The sequence below is a fragment of the Vibrio breoganii genome (assembly GCF_001677275.1).
Taxonomy (GTDB): domain Bacteria; phylum Pseudomonadota; class Gammaproteobacteria; order Enterobacterales; family Vibrionaceae; genus Vibrio; species Vibrio breoganii.
This window is the reverse complement of sequence record NZ_CP016178.1, coordinates 38,411-56,370: the sequence shown is the minus strand read 5'-3', so window position 1 is coordinate 56,370 and position 17,960 is coordinate 38,411. Positions and strand designations below refer to the sequence as shown.

General features: G+C 44.5%; 11 protein-coding genes. 7 read left to right on the top strand and 4 right to left on the bottom strand.

Annotated features, from left to right (window positions below; genetic code table 11):
- Nucleotides 1-196: 196 nt before the first annotated feature.
- Nucleotides 197-1,987 (top strand): alpha-amylase family protein, encoded by a 1,791-nt coding sequence (locus A6E01_RS13250; RefSeq protein WP_065210397.1) that lies wholly within the window; start codon nucleotides 197-199, stop codon nucleotides 1,985-1,987.
- Between the two features lie 387 nt (nucleotides 1,988-2,374).
- Here the strand turns inward: A6E01_RS13250 and A6E01_RS13245 are convergent, their stop codons facing one another.
- Together A6E01_RS13245 and lamB are read right to left on the bottom strand one after the other, a co-directional pair.
- On the bottom strand, nucleotides 2,375-3,205 hold the full coding sequence (locus A6E01_RS13245) for a MalM family protein (protein ID WP_065210396.1): 831 nt from the start codon (nucleotides 3,203-3,205) through the stop codon (nucleotides 2,375-2,377).
- A gap of 142 nt (nucleotides 3,206-3,347) precedes the next feature.
- Nucleotides 3,348-4,553, bottom strand: coding sequence for a maltoporin LamB (lamB, locus tag A6E01_RS13240; protein ID WP_065210395.1), 1,206 nt, complete (start codon nucleotides 4,551-4,553; stop codon nucleotides 3,348-3,350).
- 603 nt (nucleotides 4,554-5,156) lie between these two features.
- Between lamB and glgX the strand changes: the two genes are divergently transcribed.
- From glgX to A6E01_RS13225, 3 genes are all read left to right on the top strand, one after another.
- Nucleotides 5,157-7,157, top strand: a complete 2,001-nt coding sequence (gene glgX, locus A6E01_RS13235; RefSeq protein ID WP_017028536.1) for a glycogen debranching protein GlgX — start codon at nucleotides 5,157-5,159, stop codon at nucleotides 7,155-7,157.
- Between the two features lie 403 nt (nucleotides 7,158-7,560).
- A complete protein-coding gene (locus tag A6E01_RS13230; protein ID WP_237334536.1) occupies nucleotides 7,561-9,393 on the top strand; it encodes a sensor domain-containing diguanylate cyclase in 1,833 nt (610 codons plus the stop codon).
- A gap of 383 nt (nucleotides 9,394-9,776) precedes the next feature.
- Entirely contained in the window at nucleotides 9,777-11,603 is a 1,827-nt protein-coding gene (locus A6E01_RS13225) for an ABC transporter ATP-binding protein (RefSeq protein ID WP_017243667.1), read from the top strand.
- Nucleotides 11,604-11,672: 69 nt separating this feature from the next.
- On the opposite strand, the gene A6E01_RS13220 is transcribed toward A6E01_RS13225, so the two are convergent.
- Complete coding sequence (locus tag A6E01_RS13220) at nucleotides 11,673-12,413, bottom strand: glutamine amidotransferase-related protein (protein ID WP_065210393.1); 741 nt, start codon at nucleotides 12,411-12,413, stop codon at nucleotides 11,673-11,675.
- A 381-nt stretch (nucleotides 12,414-12,794) separates the two neighbouring features.
- Between A6E01_RS13220 and astA the strand changes: the two genes are divergently transcribed.
- The 3 genes from astA to A6E01_RS13205 all read left to right on the top strand — a co-directional run bounded on the left by astA (nucleotide 12,795) and on the right by A6E01_RS13205 (nucleotide 16,604).
- Nucleotides 12,795-13,832 (top strand): arginine N-succinyltransferase, encoded by a 1,038-nt coding sequence (gene astA / locus A6E01_RS13215; RefSeq protein WP_017028540.1) that lies wholly within the window; start codon nucleotides 12,795-12,797, stop codon nucleotides 13,830-13,832.
- Between the two features lie 20 nt (nucleotides 13,833-13,852).
- Nucleotides 13,853-15,208, top strand: coding sequence for an N-succinylarginine dihydrolase (gene astB, locus A6E01_RS13210; protein ID WP_065210392.1), 1,356 nt, complete (start codon nucleotides 13,853-13,855; stop codon nucleotides 15,206-15,208).
- Nucleotides 15,209-16,412: 1,204 nt separating this feature from the next.
- Nucleotides 16,413-16,604: a hypothetical protein gene (locus tag A6E01_RS13205; RefSeq protein WP_017029021.1), complete on the top strand. Its 192-nt coding sequence runs from the start codon at nucleotides 16,413-16,415 to the stop codon at nucleotides 16,602-16,604.
- 96 nt (nucleotides 16,605-16,700) lie between these two features.
- On the opposite strand, the gene aroG is transcribed toward A6E01_RS13205, so the two are convergent.
- Nucleotides 16,701-17,753 carry a 3-deoxy-7-phosphoheptulonate synthase AroG gene (gene aroG, locus A6E01_RS13200; protein ID WP_065210391.1) on the bottom strand — a complete coding sequence of 351 codons (1,053 nt, stop codon included), beginning with the start codon at nucleotides 17,751-17,753 and terminating at the stop codon, nucleotides 16,701-16,703.
- Nucleotides 17,754-17,960 lie beyond the last annotated feature (207 nt).

Sequence of the window (17,960 nt, the reverse complement as noted above, 5' to 3'; positions counted from 1 at the left end):
TTTGGACATACCAAGCGCGGGTATCATTAGACTAGTATGTTCAACCTAGCCACTAAGATACCGTTAAATTATAGTTCAAGATCTCACTTTCTCAGTCTTAACCATACTTAATTCAACCTTTGTAATCACAAAGTCACCAATACTCGCTATTCTTCATTGTTTAATAACGCAGATCTTTCATCTCGGATTCAGAGCTATGGCACCCAATAAGCTCAATATTTATCAAGTATTTACACGATTGTTTGGCAACAAAAAGACAGCGTATGTACCTTGGGGAACAAAGGAAGAAAATGGGCTGGGGAAATTCAGTGATTTTTCGGATTTAGCGTTATCGGAAATCCGAAAATTGGGCATGACACACGTTTGGTTTACGGGAATTCCGCATCACGCCGTTATTGCTGACTATACGAATATCAACGTTCAAAACGATCATCCACTTGTAGTCAAGGGGCGTGCGGGTTCGCCTTACGCAGTTAAAGACTATTACTCTGTAAACCCAGATCTAACAGACGATCCCGAAGTGGGGTTATCTGAGTTCAAGCAACTTATTCAGCGGTGTCACAAACACAATCTAAAAGTCATCATTGATATTGTCCCCAATCATGTAGCGCGCCAGTACAGAGGGTTAAATAACCCCAAAAACGTCACCGACTTTGGTGTAAATGATGATGCAAGTGTTGAATACGCTCCAGATAACAACTTTTACTACATTCCAAAGCAAAGCTTCGTGATTCCTAATATACCCGCGGAGTTTGAACCTCTAGGGGAAGAACCCCACTTTACTTCACACCCAGAGTTTTGCGAATATCCAGCCAGATGGACAGGCAATGGCGCACGCACTGCTCAGCCTAGTTTTAATGATTGGTATGAAACGGTAAAAATAAATTATGGAATCCGCCCTGACGGCAGTAAGGATTTCGAGGAGCTTCCAGGTCACTACCGACGCCTAAGCTATCAGAAACATTACGAATTTTGGCAAGACAAGCAAGTACCTGATTCGTGGAGAAAGTTTAGAGATATCGCACTCTATTGGTTGGCCCTTGGCGTTGATGGCTTCCGCTACGATATGGCAGAGATGGTGCCTGTTGAATTTTGGAGCTTCATGAACTCCAGCATCAAAAGGCAATTTCCTGGTACTTTTTTATTGGCAGAAATCTATCAACCTAGCCTTTATCGCGACTATATCGAGCTAGGCAAGATGGACTACCTGTATGACAAAGTTGGCCTCTATGACACCCTCAGAGCGGTTATGCGGCGAGAGCAATCGACATCTTCAATCGATAGTGTACAAAAAGAATTGTTCGATATAGAACAGCACATGCTGCATTTTCTTGAAAACCACGACGAACAGCGAATTGCATCGCCGCAGTTTGCTGGCAAAGCAGAATTGGCAAAGCCCGCGATGGTAGTCAGTGCCCTAATGAGCTCAGCGCCTACCATGCTGTATTTTGGGCAAGAAGTTGGCGAACCCGCTAACGAAGATGCCGGCTTTGGCAAGCCTTCACGAACCTCCATCTTTGACTATATCGGAATACCCCACCACCAACGCTGGATGAATGATGGTAAATTCGATGGCGGACAACTCACAGAGCAAGAGAAATCGTTGCGAGACTTCTACTCAAAACTAATGAACTTCACTTTACAGTGTAAATCTCTAGTTGGAGATTTTGATAGTCTACAACAAGCCAATGAAGACCAACTGACCGAAGGCAGAGACCGTGTCTACTTGTTTACTCGCACAGCTGTAGCTACGAAATCCGTTGAGTTTTTAATTGTGGCGGCAAATTTCGACGATGAAAATACCTTTAATAATTCCATCACAATACCGCGAGAACTCATAGCTAAGTGGAGGCTTGACGATGGTAGCTATACACTCCTCGATAACTTAGGAGAGGGCCCGATCTATAAAATGAAGGTACACAATGGTGAAGGTAGGATTAACCTGCAGTTGTCACCAAGTGGGTCTGTAGCGCTGACCTTGGCTTAATTGACTCACCTACTGCGTCAAAAACAGACGTCATACTGGCGAACGCTGGAATGCCAGCCCAGCAGTATCTTAGAGCGCACATACCCAATCCCGAGCCACCTAAGATTCCAGCTCAAGGCTGGAATGACGGACTGCTGGAGGCCACATCACTTCGACCCGATAACCCGTCATGCTGGCGGACGATGGAATGCCTGCCCAGCAGTATCTTAGAGTGCACATACCCAGCCCCGAACCACCTAAGATTCCAGCTCAAGGCTGGAATGACGAACCGCTGGATGGAGCGTCAACATCTGCATTGTTTCAATCATGAAGACAAAAAAAGCCAGAGTAAGGCTTGAACCTTCTCTGGCTAACAGGACAAATACACAAAGTATTTCGGGTTAAAATTTAGTTGGCTTGGCGAGCCTCTAGTGCATCAATGTACACTTGCTGAGCACCTTCTACGTTAAGCTCTTTTGCTTCGTCTAGTAGAGCCAATGCTTTTGGCATGTTGTCTTCTTCTACCGCTTTACGGATAGCGTTGTGATAGTAATCTTGAGTCGACTTCTCTACCGTTGCATCTAGATTTTTGGAGGTTTTGTCTGCTTCTTCTTTTGCAAAGATACCAGCACTTGCACCTGCTACTTCAACAACCAATTTACCCGTTTTAGAGTGCGGAGTTGGAATGTCTTTCAGCTCAGGCATGTAGCCGCCCTGACCTTCTACCATAGCGCGGTACGGGTCAACACGGTCGGTTGTTTTGGCCAGTTCTTCCGGAGTGGTATAGATCAACATTGTGACCGTCTTTTGATCTACCGGCGGTGTAAATCTGATTTCGGCAACTAGACGGTCACCCCACGCTAAACGCGGACGACGATATTCAAATGCTGATGAATCGTATTTTTCAATCACTTCACCATCGTTAGAAACGATCATGATCTCAGGTGAAAAGAACTTCTTGTCTGAAGTCATGTTGCTCGTTACTGAAATATCCAATGGGCCACGGTTTGATGGGATTTCGAAAGCAGCAACAGGGCTATCAATGACATCATTGTTTAATACTTGAGTATTTTGATCAATGGTCACTAATGCTTGACTATCAAGAGCAAAAGGTGATTTAACTAGTGATGCTACTGAAGTGGCGACGGTATCTGATTGCCCCACTTGATGAATAGTATCTTGGGTTGCACAACCAGCAAGAGCCACACAACAACTTAACACTAAGGCTCGTAATTTCATTGGATGTTTCCTTTGTTATTTTTTTAATGACTTTGAAATCTGACTGCCAGTTATATCAAATAGTTCAGAGTAAAGCCCTTAAAAAAATAGCCGACTGAACGTCGGCTATTTGATAAACCTAATTCACACTAGAACGGTTTGATTACCACCATGCTTCAGCTTGGATACCAACAACGTACTCAGTATCGTTGCCTTGACCAAATGCATTGTCATCTTCAGTATCTACGATGTAAGAACCGTACACACGGATTTCAGGACGAGCCCAGAAGCTGCTACCCATTGCCCAAGCTTGAGCCACAGTTACCTTACCGTTACCGAAGTCTTCAGTGCCACCAAGGTTGTCTAGCTGTTCACCTGCGTTATAACCCGCTTCGAATACTGTACGCATAGTGTCATTCCACTTGTACATAGGACGAACAACTACAGAGTATTGGTTAGTGTCGTTAGTAGCACCAGTGTCATCACCGATGTCTTGGCCAGCCATGAATGCTAACTGGTGACCCATTTCCCAAGAGTCGCCCATTGAGATAACACCCCAGTTCAATAGACGGTAACCTGCAGAATCGTTGTAGTTATTAGTACCACGTGCGTAGTATGCGCCTGAACCCCAGAAGTTAGCCGCTTGAACACCATAACCGTTAGTACCGTACTGGAATACAGTTTGGTTAAAGCCGTTGCTTAGGCCTTGTTGAAGAATAAATGTAGCTAGCAAGCCATCATCAGCTTCTTGAGAACCGCCATCTTTTTCATTTGCAAAGTTGTATGCAAGAGCGATTTCAAGATTAGCATCAGACCATAGGCCGATGTTTGCTAGACGAGCATCGAAGATGAAGCCAGCTGAATCATCAGTTTCGCCGTCTTGAATAAGCGCTAGAGAAAGTTTTTGATTACCTACAGATAGGTTCTCAATACCACCACCAGTACCTGATGTGTTCAAGTAGTAGAAGTCAGTGATGTGGATGTCTTTACGTTGGTAGTATGTTTTACCAGCCCAAAGAGTTGCGTCTTTATCAGAAGCAATGATGCCTTTTGCTTTAACAGCAAACTGAGCAACGTTGAAGTCGCTATCTTCCCAGCCATTTGCACCTTCAGTACCAGATGCAATCATTGACTCTAGACGCCAGTTTACTTCACCTGTTTGTAGGTCTTCAGCAAAACCGAACTCATAGTAGTTGTCGTTTTCGTTACCTAGACGACCGATACCGTTCTTGTTGTAAGAAACATCATCACCGCTATTGCCACTGAGACCAGTACCAGCACGCATGTAACCATTGAAATCTACTGCTAGTGCAGAAGTAGATAGTAGGGCAGCTGTAACCGCTGCTGTTAGTAGGTTTACCTTTTTCATTATTCGTTAACTCCCGAAACGATTTTTTTTTGTTTTTCTAATACATTCTTAATTGCTTAACAGTCCATTCCGTTAATACAGCCAACCAAAAATGTAAGTGCGAAAACTGTTCTTATTCGACAGGAGAGATAATAGTTCTAACGATAAAAGTCGGAGTCCTCCTCCTTTGGTTAAATAGCGGGGGAAGTAGGGAGGGGGTGAGGGGGCGTAGATCTAGCTACTTGTCTAGTTGATCACACAATTAAGGAGGAGATCCCTCATTGCTAGAGATAGCGGTCACAGTTGATTGTGTGCAGAGTTAGATCTATGTCTCTATTTAAAAGTTCCATATGATTTTGATTTAATTTCGTTAAATAGTATATTTCGTGATATAGATCTCAATCCCCCTTGTCTAAAGCTCTTTTTAGAGCTTTATTAGTGAGCCCTCCCCTACCAGCCCAATAAAAATGGGTAAGTTAGCCATCCTATAGATAGTGTACGCTGTTCAATATTTTGAATTAAAACCTGCTCAGAACAGGCTTCATCCCACAATCCACTATTGCGTTAACTGGCCAAACCTTTTAACTTAACCCTCAAACCATTCACAAAATAAATAAAAAACAAATGAGTAGTAAGAAATCGCGCCCCTATCCACTAGGCGCTGAATTAGATAAAAGTGGATGTAACTTCTCTATTCATGCACCTAGCTGCAAAGAGATTTCTCTAGCGCTTTTCGACTCCAAAGGTGAGTTCAAAGCCTACCCAATTACCGAAAACTACGCTGGCATTAAACACATCTATATAGAGGGTGTTACTGCGGGCCAAGAATACGGCTACATCGTCATTGACCCAAATGGCGAAAAGATCCTGCTGTCAGACCCATACGCCAAAGCCTTAAGCGAACCTCTCAACTATAAGACGCCATTCTCTAACGAAAAAAGCTGGTCAATGGCCAAGTCTGTCGTCACCTCATCAGAATTTGACTGGCAAGAAGTCGAGCACCCTCGTTTAGCGCGCTCTGAAATAGTGTTGTTCGAGACTCATACAAAGGGACTGACAAAGCTTAATAAGAAGGTTCCTTCTCAGCATAGAGGCAAATATCTAGGCCTGGTAAGTGACGAGATGCTTGCGTTCTACAAAGAACAAAACATCAACTGCTTACAATTGCTACCTGTGGCCGCTTGCATGCATGAACCGCATCTACTTGATATGGAAAAGGTCAACTACTGGGGTTACAACCCGTATGTGTTTATGGCGCCCGATCCACGATATGCAGATACCGATGCGGTTCAAGAACTAAAAACCACGATTCGTGAGCTACATAAAAATGGCATCGAAGTCATTTTAGATGTGGTTTACAACCATACTGCTGAAGGTGGAGATGGTGGCCCTGTCTTCAACCTCAAATTACTAGACAATCAATACTACCTTAAGCATGGTTGCCACTACGCTAACTTCACTGGCTGCGGTAATACGGTCGATCTTAATTACCAACCCGCGCTCACCTTGGTGATGGACACTCTTCGTTACTGGGTACAAGAGTTTAAGGTTGATGGATTCCGCTTTGATCTTGCGGCCACTCTGGGTCGCAACGGCGATAACTTCAATCGTGAAGCTGCTTTCTTTAAGGCGGTAGCACAAGACCCTGCTCTTAAAGAAACGAAGATGATTGCGGAACCGTGGGATATCGGTCCAAATGGCTATCAAGTGGGTAACTTCCCTGATGGTTGGAATGAGTGTAATGATAAATTCCGCGATATTACACGTAGCTTTTGGCGAGGAGATCAAGGCTTCTTGAAAGAGTTTGCCACTCGCATAATGGGCTCACGTGACCTGTACGGCGCCAGTCGTTGGCCGCATAAGATGACCATCAACTACATCACCTACCACGATGGCTTCACCATGCAGGACTTAGTGTCTTACAAAATGAAGCACAATGAGGAGAACGGTGAGCATAACCATGATGGTCATGGTGACAACCGCTCCGATAACATGGGTGTAGAGGGTGAAACACCAAGCGCTGATGTCATAGAGTTGCGAGAAAAGCGCAAGCGTAATTTCATGAGTAGCCTGCTGTTCTCTTTCAGTATTCCTCATATTCTTACCGCAGATGTGGTGTCACACACCCAAAAGGGCAATAACAACGCCTATTGCCAAGACAATAAAACCAGTTGGTTAGATTGGGAACTTGAAGCCCATGAAGAGAGCTTCAAATTATGGCTAGCGAATATGCTACAAGCACGCCGCGAACACATGATCCCATTCATTGAAGCATTTAGCGGAGAAACCCGTAACGACAACCGAGTCAGCTGGCATCGTCCAGATGGCAACTTAATGGAAATGGATGACTGGAATCAACTGAACGCTGTTTCGTTGAAGTTAGGTATCGGTAAAGATGGTGCAGAGCTGCTGTACTATATCAACCAATCGCAAACACCTGCTCGCTTCAAGTTACCTGATGGTGGAACCGATCATTGGACATTGATTTGTAATACCGGGGAATCAGAAACTGGCAAAGGCACCATCAGTCGAGATATGTTGCTCAAGCCTCAGTCTATGGTGATTCTGAAGGCTAAAGGGCCAGCAAAGATACTGCCAGTTAAACAAGAAACCTTAGAAGCCTAGTAGCACTCATCCCTTACACTTAGCCTCAGCCTTTGCTGGGGCTATTTTTTGTCTTCAAAATACATACACAACGAACAACAACCCCTATCCATTTACCAATACTTTATCGCTCTGGTATCAGTCATTCGCCGACAAAAGAGCCGAGATACCCGACCTCACCCTGTTTTATATCAAGGCTACAAATATGGAAACACGTTTTAATATGGCCTTTGTCATTATATGCCAACAAAAAAATGAGAACTTGATCACACATTAAATTGATATACAATCGCCCTTCGTTTCAAAGCGGACAAAAAGTAACCGCGAAACTTAATGGCGTTCAACGCTCAACTAAATTAACAACAACGAACTCAGTATGGCTTTACCAAGAACTATTATTCGGCTTATGCGACCCTATGTGGTTGTGCTCAGTACAATTTTGATTTTCGTTGCTTATCAGCACTATGCCAGTGTTAAAGATGATGCGCTGAAACAAACACAAGCTAACCTCAGAACAGCTTCAAAGCTGATCCAGGCGCAATTGAAAAATAGCGTCAATATTTTCTCATCTCTAAATCGCTCCGCTGAACTCGAAGACTCTAGTGCCGCAAACCTCAATGCTGTCGATATCATCCGTAATACCGAGAATTACAATGATATTTTGCGCTATGACCCAAGCACAAACTCAGCGATATCTGAAACTGCCATTTTTAATGCTAGCATGTATAACAGCGATGCTACTGCGTTTGATATGAAGGACGCTAGCTGGACCGATATCAGTTTTATGGACAATCGATTTCAGATATCGAGCCTTTATCGCAGCCAGAACCGTCGTTGGGTTGTTGGTTTACGTGAGACTAATCCTGCTGGCATTCCACAATACATTATTGAATTTGATCTGATGTATGCAAGTCAGGCGTTCATCGATCTGCGCACCCTAAACAGTGGCAATGTGTTTATTGTTGATAGAGCGACTGGCAAGGTGATACTGCACCCTAATCCAAATAGGATTGGAGAAATAGCGGTTGTTTATAAGTATTCAATAGCCGGTGAGCTCTCTCAAGATGAAAGAACTCAACCCGTTAGCTACTACTTTTCCGATACACCAAGCTACGCCTTTAACCCAGACAGTGCATTGCCGAACAATCAGCTGTACGGTTCAATCAACTATTTCTTCCATGGTGATGCAAAATTGGCATCCTACAACGCTAGAAATAGCATGAACTGGATCTATTTCTCGTCAATATCTCGTTCTGATCTGTTTGCTCACAGCTATTCAGTACTGCTTATTGGCTTCGTAGCACTGAGCTTATTGCTATTCGTATCTATCTTTCATTACCTGAACAAGCAGCTACAGGTAGCACTCGCTGACTTGTCAAAAGCAACTACTTTACTCGAGTTCAAAAAGCAGGTTCAGACTCTATTAGAAAGGTTCTGCACACGTCGACGTGTTCAACTGTGCCTTTACAATCACGAGAGTCAGACGTTTTACACTGTCGACTATCATGGACAAGAGCAATCGCTACTCATTGATAAAGAATACGCTCTAGACTTACTGACAAGTGAAGTGAAGTATCAACGTTCAGGAAGCCAAGATCCGCTGGCCAAACAAATTCAGTTCAGTGCCAAGTATTACCGTGTACCTTTGCATGGACACAATGGGCTTACTGGCGTGATATTCCTTGAGAGTAGATTCCAGACATTCCCAAGTTTGATGAAATTACTACAGAATTTCATCGAAACGTCTCTGTCTAACGTATTGTTTCAACAGCAAGTTCTACAGCGTGATGCGACAACAAATCAAGATAACTTGTTTACACTGCGCAATAAGATCAGTCGCTACAAGGGTCACAGTGATGTGTACCTGCTAACTATTGATGTCGATGACTTGAAGCTGATTAACTATAAGCACGGCTATACCTGCGGCGACCAGTTGATACTGGAGATGTCGAGTGTGATTTCGAAGCACTTCCCTGCCTCATCCACACTATCAACCGCTAGAACAGGCGGCGACGAGTTCTGTGTGCTTTATCATGCAGTGGATCAGCAACACGCATTTAGCTTGGCTGAAAACCTTCGTGAAGCCATTGAAAGGTATAAGCTTGTCTTTGATACCGTCAACGTTAACTTTACTGTCAGCATTGGTGTATCTCACCTACGTGACTCCGTAGACAAGACGCTTTCATCGTCACTACAAGCCACTGACAGAGGCAAGCAAAACGGCAAGAACCTTGCCATCATGAGTGCCGCTTCTTGATGACTGTTTAAGAGATAGGGTAGACCTCTTCAACTACTGAACTCATTAGATCCCCGATAAAACCACTCGGGGATGACAGAGCCCCAACTTTGTCATGCTCGAAGTGTTCTATCGAGCATCTGCTGTTCAGTCTAACTAGCCATGTAATAACTAGATCTCCGATAAGAACACTCGGGGCTGACTATTTTAGCTCTAAACTGATCGCTGAAGGCTGTAAGCTGACAGCTATCAGTTCAAAGATAAAAGAATCATTCTTCAGATGTTCTTTCCCCCATCATCGACTATCCTATGTATCTAAGTGTCTGTTTAAAAAACACTATTTAAGCCTTGCTCTCGCTTTTCTTACCGTCTCTCAGCAAGGTGTATTTTAGGATTGATGATGTATGTATAAAATCTTCGAAGGATTCACCAAAGCCTTCCCAAAAAACGAACCTGAACAGCCGCCGAATACGGTTTTCGCATTTTGTCGTTATTACACCAAGGGATTTGAAAAACCTCTGCTATTGATGGCACTACTCAGTACCATAGTCGCCATTGTTGAGGTGTCCCTATTTGGCATGATGGGTAAACTTGTTGACTGGCTAGGGTCGAGCAATCCTGACACCTTCATGCAGGACAATGCCAGTACGCTGATCACCTACGGTGTGTTGGTACTGATCATTATGCCAATTTTAGTCACCTTGCATTCACTGGTTCAACACCAGACCTTGCTAGGCAATTATCCAATGTCTATACGCTGGATGGCACACCGTTATTTGCTTAAGCAGAGCTTATCGTTTTACCAAGACGATTTTGCAGGGCGTATAGCCACTAAGGTAATGCAAACCTCCCTTTCTGTAAGAGAAACAGTGATGAAGACTCTGGACGTATTTGTGTACGTCTGCGTGTATTTTACCTCTATCATAGTGCTTCTCGCTCAAGCAGATTATCGCTTAATGCTGCCTATGCTAGCTTGGCTGCTCGCGTATATTGGTATTCAGATCTACTTTGTACCTCGCCTAAAACAGGTCTCTTCAGAGCAAGCAAATGCACGCTCAACGATGACGGGACGCATTGTCGATAGCTATACCAATATCGCAACGGTTAAGCTCTTTTCTCACAGTAAACGTGAGACCGAATATGCCGAAGAAGGCATGGAGGGCTTCCTAGATACCGTTCATCGCCAGATGCGTCTTGTAACCGGCTTTAACGTGATGGTTGAAGTGGTGAACTATGTATTGGTGTTCGCTATTGCGGCCATCTCCATCATGTTATGGATGGACAATGCCATCAGCATTGGCGCCATTGCCATCGCAATCAGTTTGGCCCTGCGCTTAAACGGTATGTCGATGTGGATCATGTGGGAAGTGGGCGCACTGTTTGAAAACATGGGCACCACGGTTGATGGTATGGCGACACTTTCGAAACCTATAGACATCAAGGACAAACAAGATGCGAAACCTATTCAAGTAGAGAACGGTGGAATACATTTTGATGACGTTAGCTTTCACTATGGTGAAAATAAGGGCGTCATAAGCAATCTCAGCTTGAATATTAAGCCTGGAGAAAAGGTAGGCTTAGTTGGACGCTCCGGCGCGGGTAAATCAACCTTAGTCAACCTTCTGTTGCGTTTTCACGATGTAGAGGGAGGCAAGATCAGCATCGACCAACAAGACATCTCAGCCATTACTCAGGACTCATTGCGCAGCAATATCGGCATGGTGACGCAGGATACCTCGCTGTTGCATCGCTCCATTCGAGAAAATATCTTGTATGGCAACCCGACAGCAAGTGAGGAAGAGTTGATTGCTGCAACCAAGCAAGCGCATGCCCATGAGTTCATAGAAACACTCACCGACCCGTTTGGTAATCTTGGTTATGATGCTCAAGTGGGAGAACGAGGGGTGAAGCTCTCAGGTGGACAGCGTCAGCGAATTGCCATCTCTCGTGTGCTGTTAAAAGACGCGCCGATATTGGTACTGGATGAAGCAACGTCCGCTTTGGATTCAGAGGTTGAAGCTGCTATTCAAGAGAGTCTGAATGAATTGATGAAAGGGAAAACCGTTATTGCCATTGCGCACCGTCTATCAACCATCGCCGCTATGGATAGACTCATCGTTCTAGATAAGGGGCACATAGTGGAGGAAGGAACCCATCAAGAACTCATACAGGGTAAGGGCATCTACGCACAGTTGTGGGCACATCAAACCGGCGGGTTTATTGCGCAGTAGGTTTATTACGCTTTAAATTATTCGACTCTTCAGCAAATCAGGCCTAGAGAATTTCTAGGCCTTTTCTTTTTACCCTGCCTGCTGAAAGCCTTCTTCTTGAATCGACTGAGTATTGAACACAAAAAAAGCATCAATCCAATGCAACACAATGGCTGAATCGGGCGCTTCTTTTAACTGTTCAAAGGTGGAACGATAATGCTCTTCACTAATTAGGTGTTTACGCATTTCGATGAGTTCGGCGGTAAACTCCATAGAAAACTCAGGGTGCCCCTGAACGGTGAATATGTGATTGTCCTTTGCCAGCATAAAGTTTGGACAAAAATCATTGGAGGCAACAACGCGCATCCCTCGAGGCACGGTAATCACCTGATCTTGATGACTCACTAACATTCTTAGCCTATCGATAGACAGGTTCATCCAGCGCTTTTGGGCAATAATGTTCACGTCATAGTTGCCCAGTCCCCAACCTTTGGATGATTTCTCCACTGTACCACCAAGTGAACGAGCGATGAGTTGATGACCAAAGCAGATACCCACCAAGGGTTTACGCCTTGCTTCACAGCGTTGAATCCAGTCTATTAATCCTAAGATCCAGGGGTCATTATCATACGCATTACAGACACTCCCTGTGAGTATGTAGCCGTCGCAATCTTCTAGCTCAGGCAGCTGCTGATTGAATGCATCATATTCGTAGAAGGTGATTTCATTGTTGACCGCTTTGAATACCGACGCGATCATATTTGAGTACTGACCGTAATTTTCAGAAAGTGCTGGCGCTAAATGCCCGCATACTAGAATCCCTATTTTCATCCATCGCCCTCGCTTATCCTATGAGAATTCCGCCTAGTCATTAACGAGTATAGGCGCTTATTTCTCTCCACTGCGATAAATTGGCAAAGAATCAAGCTCAAAAAACAACCACAAAACCAAAGCACAAACTTGACGACAGATCACACTTTCGGAATGGAATTTGAAATTATTGCTCTATTTATGGGATCTCATAAATAGTCACTCGCTTTCTATAACGTCAACCCTTTAAATCGACAATAACTGAATACCTAGATACCCAAACTGCATAAGGAGTGAATAAATAAAGGGGTTATTCAATCACAATGAATATTTGAGGCTTGCTAAGCCCTTCTAAGCCTGTATTGTGACTTCTCATTTTAGATTGCAAGGGATGCATTTATTATGCTGTTGATACGTCCAATTACAGCAAGCGATCGTCAAGGACTGGCGGAATTAGCGAAACAAACAGGTACTGGTTTCACCTCAATGCAGGATGATCCAAAGCGCATCGACCAGATGATCGAAGATGGCTGTGCTGCGTTTGAGAGCGATACTCCTCTGGAAGATGGATACTATTTGTTTGTTGCTGAAGATCTAGAACAACAAGCATTAGTAGGGACGTGTGCAGTTCAAGCCGGTGTCGGCCTACAGGACCCTTTCTACAGCTATCACCTAGACACTACTGTCCATGCCTCTCGTGAACTTGATGTATACAGCAAGGTGCAAACCCTAAGCCTCAGCAATTTCCATACAGGATGCACTGAGTTGTGCACTCTGTTTTTGCTTCCTGAATCAAGAAAGGGCTACAACGGCCATTTGCTTTCTAAGAGTCGTTTTTTGTTCATGGGACAAAACCAAGAACGCTTTGATTCTACTGTTATTGCTGAAATGCGCGGCTTTAGCGACGAAGAAGGGAGCTCACCATTTTGGGAAGGCCTAGGACGTCACTTTTTCAACCTAGACTTTGCAATCGCGGATAAGTTATCGATGCACGATAAGGTGTTCATCGCTGAATTAATGCCAAAGAACCCTATCTACACCAACTTGCTTCCAGAAGAAGCTCAAGAAGTGATTGGTCACACACACCCACACACTCTGCCAGCACGCAAGCTTCTGGAGTCAGAAGGATTCCGCTTCAATCACTACGTCGATATTTTCGATGCAGGCCCTATGTTGGAATCACAAGTCAGGGATATTAGAGCGGTTCGAGAACAACGCTTAGCCACGGTAAAAGTGGCTGAAGACATCACTCCAAGCGAGATACCTTATCTAGTCAGCAATGGCAAAGTGAAGCACTTTAGAGCCCTAGCAACCAAAGCGATTCAGTTTGACGGTAATACCATCATTATGGATACCAAGCTTGCAGATACATTGCAGCTAAAAGAAGGCGATTCTGCGCCGTTTGTTCCACTGTTTAACGCTCTAGCAGAGCAAGAGTAGAATCCATTCAAGGAGTGAAGATGAACAACTCAACCCAACATGTTGAAGCCAATTTTGATGGTCTTGTGGGCCCTACACACAACTATGCTGGTCTTTCTGACGGAAACCTTGCCTCGAAGAACAATCAAACCAAGGCGTCTAGCCCTAAACTAGCGGCCAAAGAAGGCCTAAAAAAAATGAAGGCGTTGCACGACCTTGGAATGGTTCAGGGCGTAATCGCACCTCTTGCTCGCCCTGATATCGGCACACTTCGTCAATTAGGCTTTACCGGTGATACCGCTTCCGTGTTAAAACAAGCCGCTAAGCATTCTCCTGCACTTTTGGCTGCTTGCTGCTCTGCATCAAGCATGTGGACAGCAAACGCGGCGACTGTGTCTCCAAGCAGCGATACTCACGATGGCAAACTGCACTTTACGCCTGCAAACCTAATCAACAAATTTCATCGCTCGATTGAACACCCACAAACGGGTCGAATCCTAAAGGGGATGTTCAGTGACGCTAACCACTTTGCTCACCATGATGCGCTTCCATCTAGTAACTATTTTGGTGACGAAGGTGCCGCAAATCATACCCGCTTCTGTAATGAGTACGGTGACCGAGGTGTAGAGTTCTTTGTGTTTGGTGAGAGTGCGTTTAATGGTGCTATGCCAAAACCAAAACGCTTCCCGGCACGCCAAACGTTAGAGGCAAGCTCTGCTATCGCTCGCATACATGGCTTAGCGGAAGATAAGGTAGTGTTTGCTCAGCAAAATCCTGATGTTATTGACGCGGGTGTATTTCACAATGACGTAATTGCCGTGGGTAACAGAGACGTCATGTTCTGCCACGAACACGCCTTTTTAAACAAAGACGCCGTTTATAACAGCCTAAGTACCGCGCTAGATAAGCCATTAAATGTCATAGAAGTTCCTGACTCTGCAGTATCGGTTGCCGACGCAGTAGGAAGTTACTTATTTAACAGCCAATTGCTTAGCCTACCAAACGGCAAAACAGCGTTGGTCGTTCCTAGAGAATGTGAAGAAAGCCCGCAAGTCTCTGATTACCTGCAAACCTTAATTGCCAGCAAGCAAGGCATCGATGAATTACTCTGTTTTGATTTGAAGCAGAGTATGCAAAATGGCGGTGGTCCAGCGTGTCTACGTTTACGTGTAGTTCTTTCTCCTGAGGAGCAAGCGGCGATGAACCAGTCTGTCATTATGAATGACTCGCTATTTGCCACGCTAAATCAATGGGTAGATGCGCATTATCGTGACTCTATTTCAGCGCAAGACCTGGTAGACCCTGCATTGTTAACAGAGAGTCAGTCAGCACTGGATGAACTCACTCAGATACTGAAACTAGGTTCGGTGTATGACTTCCAGAAGACAGGAGCATGACCGGAAACGCAAAATAGAGTGCAACAAAGTATGAAATTAGTTGCACTCTATTGATATACCTCGATTTGTTTACAAATTGAGTAGATTTGCGACTAAAATCCAGATAGGATTATTTTGTAGTCACCATTCTCAACGACTACAAAATGAGAAGGCTTAGCTTAAAGCCTCATAAATTTGGTCTTATCTGTATCAGTTGGCTAACTTACATATATCAGACCCACTCTCCATACCCAAGGCTATCCACCTTGGGTTTTTCTTTATTAAAAATAGCTGTCAGCTGCAAGCTTAAAGCTGTCAGAAAAAGAATCTTTTTGAGAGCGGTCATTGCCAAGACTTTTATTGGCAACCTCTATGTCCCAGCATTCCTAGATTCCCGATAGAAACATTCGGGAATGACCTCGTTGAGCACGTCGCTAACTGTAAGCTCGTCATCCTCGAGGTCTCTTATCGAGGATCTCAATGCGCCTTCGTTCCTAGATTCCAGCTAGAAGCACTCTGGAATGACCTCGTTGAGCACATCGCTGACTGTAAGCTCGTCATCCTCGAGGCCTCTTGTCGAGGATCTACATGCACCTTCGTTCCTAGATTCCAGCTAGAAGCACTCTGGAATGACCTCATTGACCACGTCGCTGACTGTAAGCTCGTCATCCTCGAGGTCTCTTGTCGAGGATCTACATGCACCTTCGTTCCTAGATTCCAGATAGAAGCACTCTGGAATGACCTCATTGAGCACGTCGCTAACTATAAGCTCGTCATCCTCGAGGGCTCATATCGAGGATCTACATGCACCTTCGTTCCTAGATTCCAGATAGAAGCACTCTGGAATGACCTCATTGAGCACATCGCTGACTGTAAGCTCGTCATCCTCGAGGGCTCATATCGAGGATCTACATGCACCTTCGTTCCTAAATTCCAGATAGAAGCACTCTGGAATGACCTCATTGAGCACGTCGCTGACTGTAAGCTCGTCATCCTCGAGGGCTCATATCGAGGATCTACATGCACCTTCGTTCCTAGATTCCAGCTAGAAGCACTCTGGAATGACGAAGTCATATTAGTCTTCTGGCTGAAGGCTGATAGCTGACAGCTAAAAAAACACAACCCAACAACAAAACCGCAACAACATTGATCTAGATCATTTTCTGAAATGCTCAGCTGAATTAAGGTGAAGTTGTTAACAAAGTGTGAACAAAGGAGTATTCGCATGGAACTAAAACAAGACCCAAGATGCTACACCGACGTATGCGTAAACGGACTTTGGTATCACTATGATCACTGCGGGACAAAGGCTTATGTACTCAAAGGAGGGGCTTCACCTTCGGTGGACTTTCATAAAGAGCCCAAAACTGAGGACGAGCTGGTAGATATGATCAAAGCATTGGATCAGGCCAAATAGCTAAAGCTACAACTAAATACCAATAAAAAACGCCCTGACTCACATCAGGGCGTTTTATTTTATTCGAATGTTTAGGGTCTGTTGCCCCTAGAAAGCTTATGCGTTGCGACGTGCAGTCACAGCGTCTGCAAGTTGGTGCAGTACCTTCTCAGTGTCTTCCCAACCAATACAAGCATCAGTAATAGACTGTCCGTATGTTGGCGCTTTGCCGTCAACTAGGTCTTGTCTGCCTTCCACTAGGTGTGACTCAATCATAACACCGAAGATAGCTTGCTCACCGTTCGCTAGTTGCGCTGAAACGTCGTCAGAGACGTTGATTTGACGTTGGTATTGCTTACTGCTGTTCGCGTGGCTGAAATCAATCATCACCTTCTGACGTAGCTTAGAGGCTTCTAGCTGTTGCTTAATATCAGCAACGTGCTCAGCACTGTAATTTGGCTCTTTGCCGCCACGAAGAATGATATGACAATCTGGGTTACCACCGGTTTCCACAATTGCAGAGTGACCGTATTTGGTTACCGATAGGAAGTGGTGCGATGCCTCTGCACTGCGAATCGCATCTGACGCAATCTTGATGTTGCCATCGGTACCGTTTTTGAAGCCAACTGGGCAAGATACGCCTGATGCCAGCTCACGGTGAACCTGAGATTCTGTAGTACGAGCACCAATAGCGCCCCAGCTGATCAAGTCACCTACATATTGAGGCGTGATCATATCTAGAAACTCACCCGCCGTCGGTAGGCCCAAATCAGTTAAGTCTAGAAGCAGCTTACGAGCCATTCTTAGGCCATCGTTAAGCTTGAACGTATCGTTCATGTACGGGTCGTTGATTAAGCCTTTCCAGCCAACTGTGGTACGAGGCTTTTCAAAGTAAACACGCATAACCACTTCTAGACGATCACCTAACTCATCACGAAGAACTTTTAGACGCTTGCCATACTCAAGTGCCGCCTCTGTATCGTGAATCGAACAAGGGCCGACGATCACCAATAAACGGTCATCTTGGTCATTTAAAATGTCGTGAATCGCTTTTCGTGAATTATATGTGGTCGCAGCAGCCGTTTCTGTTGCTGGAAAGCGTTCCAAAATAGCAATTGGCGGTAGTAGTTCTTTTACTCTTTTGATGCGAACGTCATCGGTTTGGTACATAGTAGATTATCCTTAAATTCTTACCGCTTACAGAATAAGCACTTAGCATTCTAATTGTATGCAGTGCAGTAACGGCATCTGTTTTGCTTGTGTCCATGCAACTTAACTAAGAAGAAAACGAGTTTCAATCACTTTTTTAATTAAAAAGCAATATTTCGACAATATATAAATTTTACGCAAGATGTATAATTTGGTTTACACCCATTA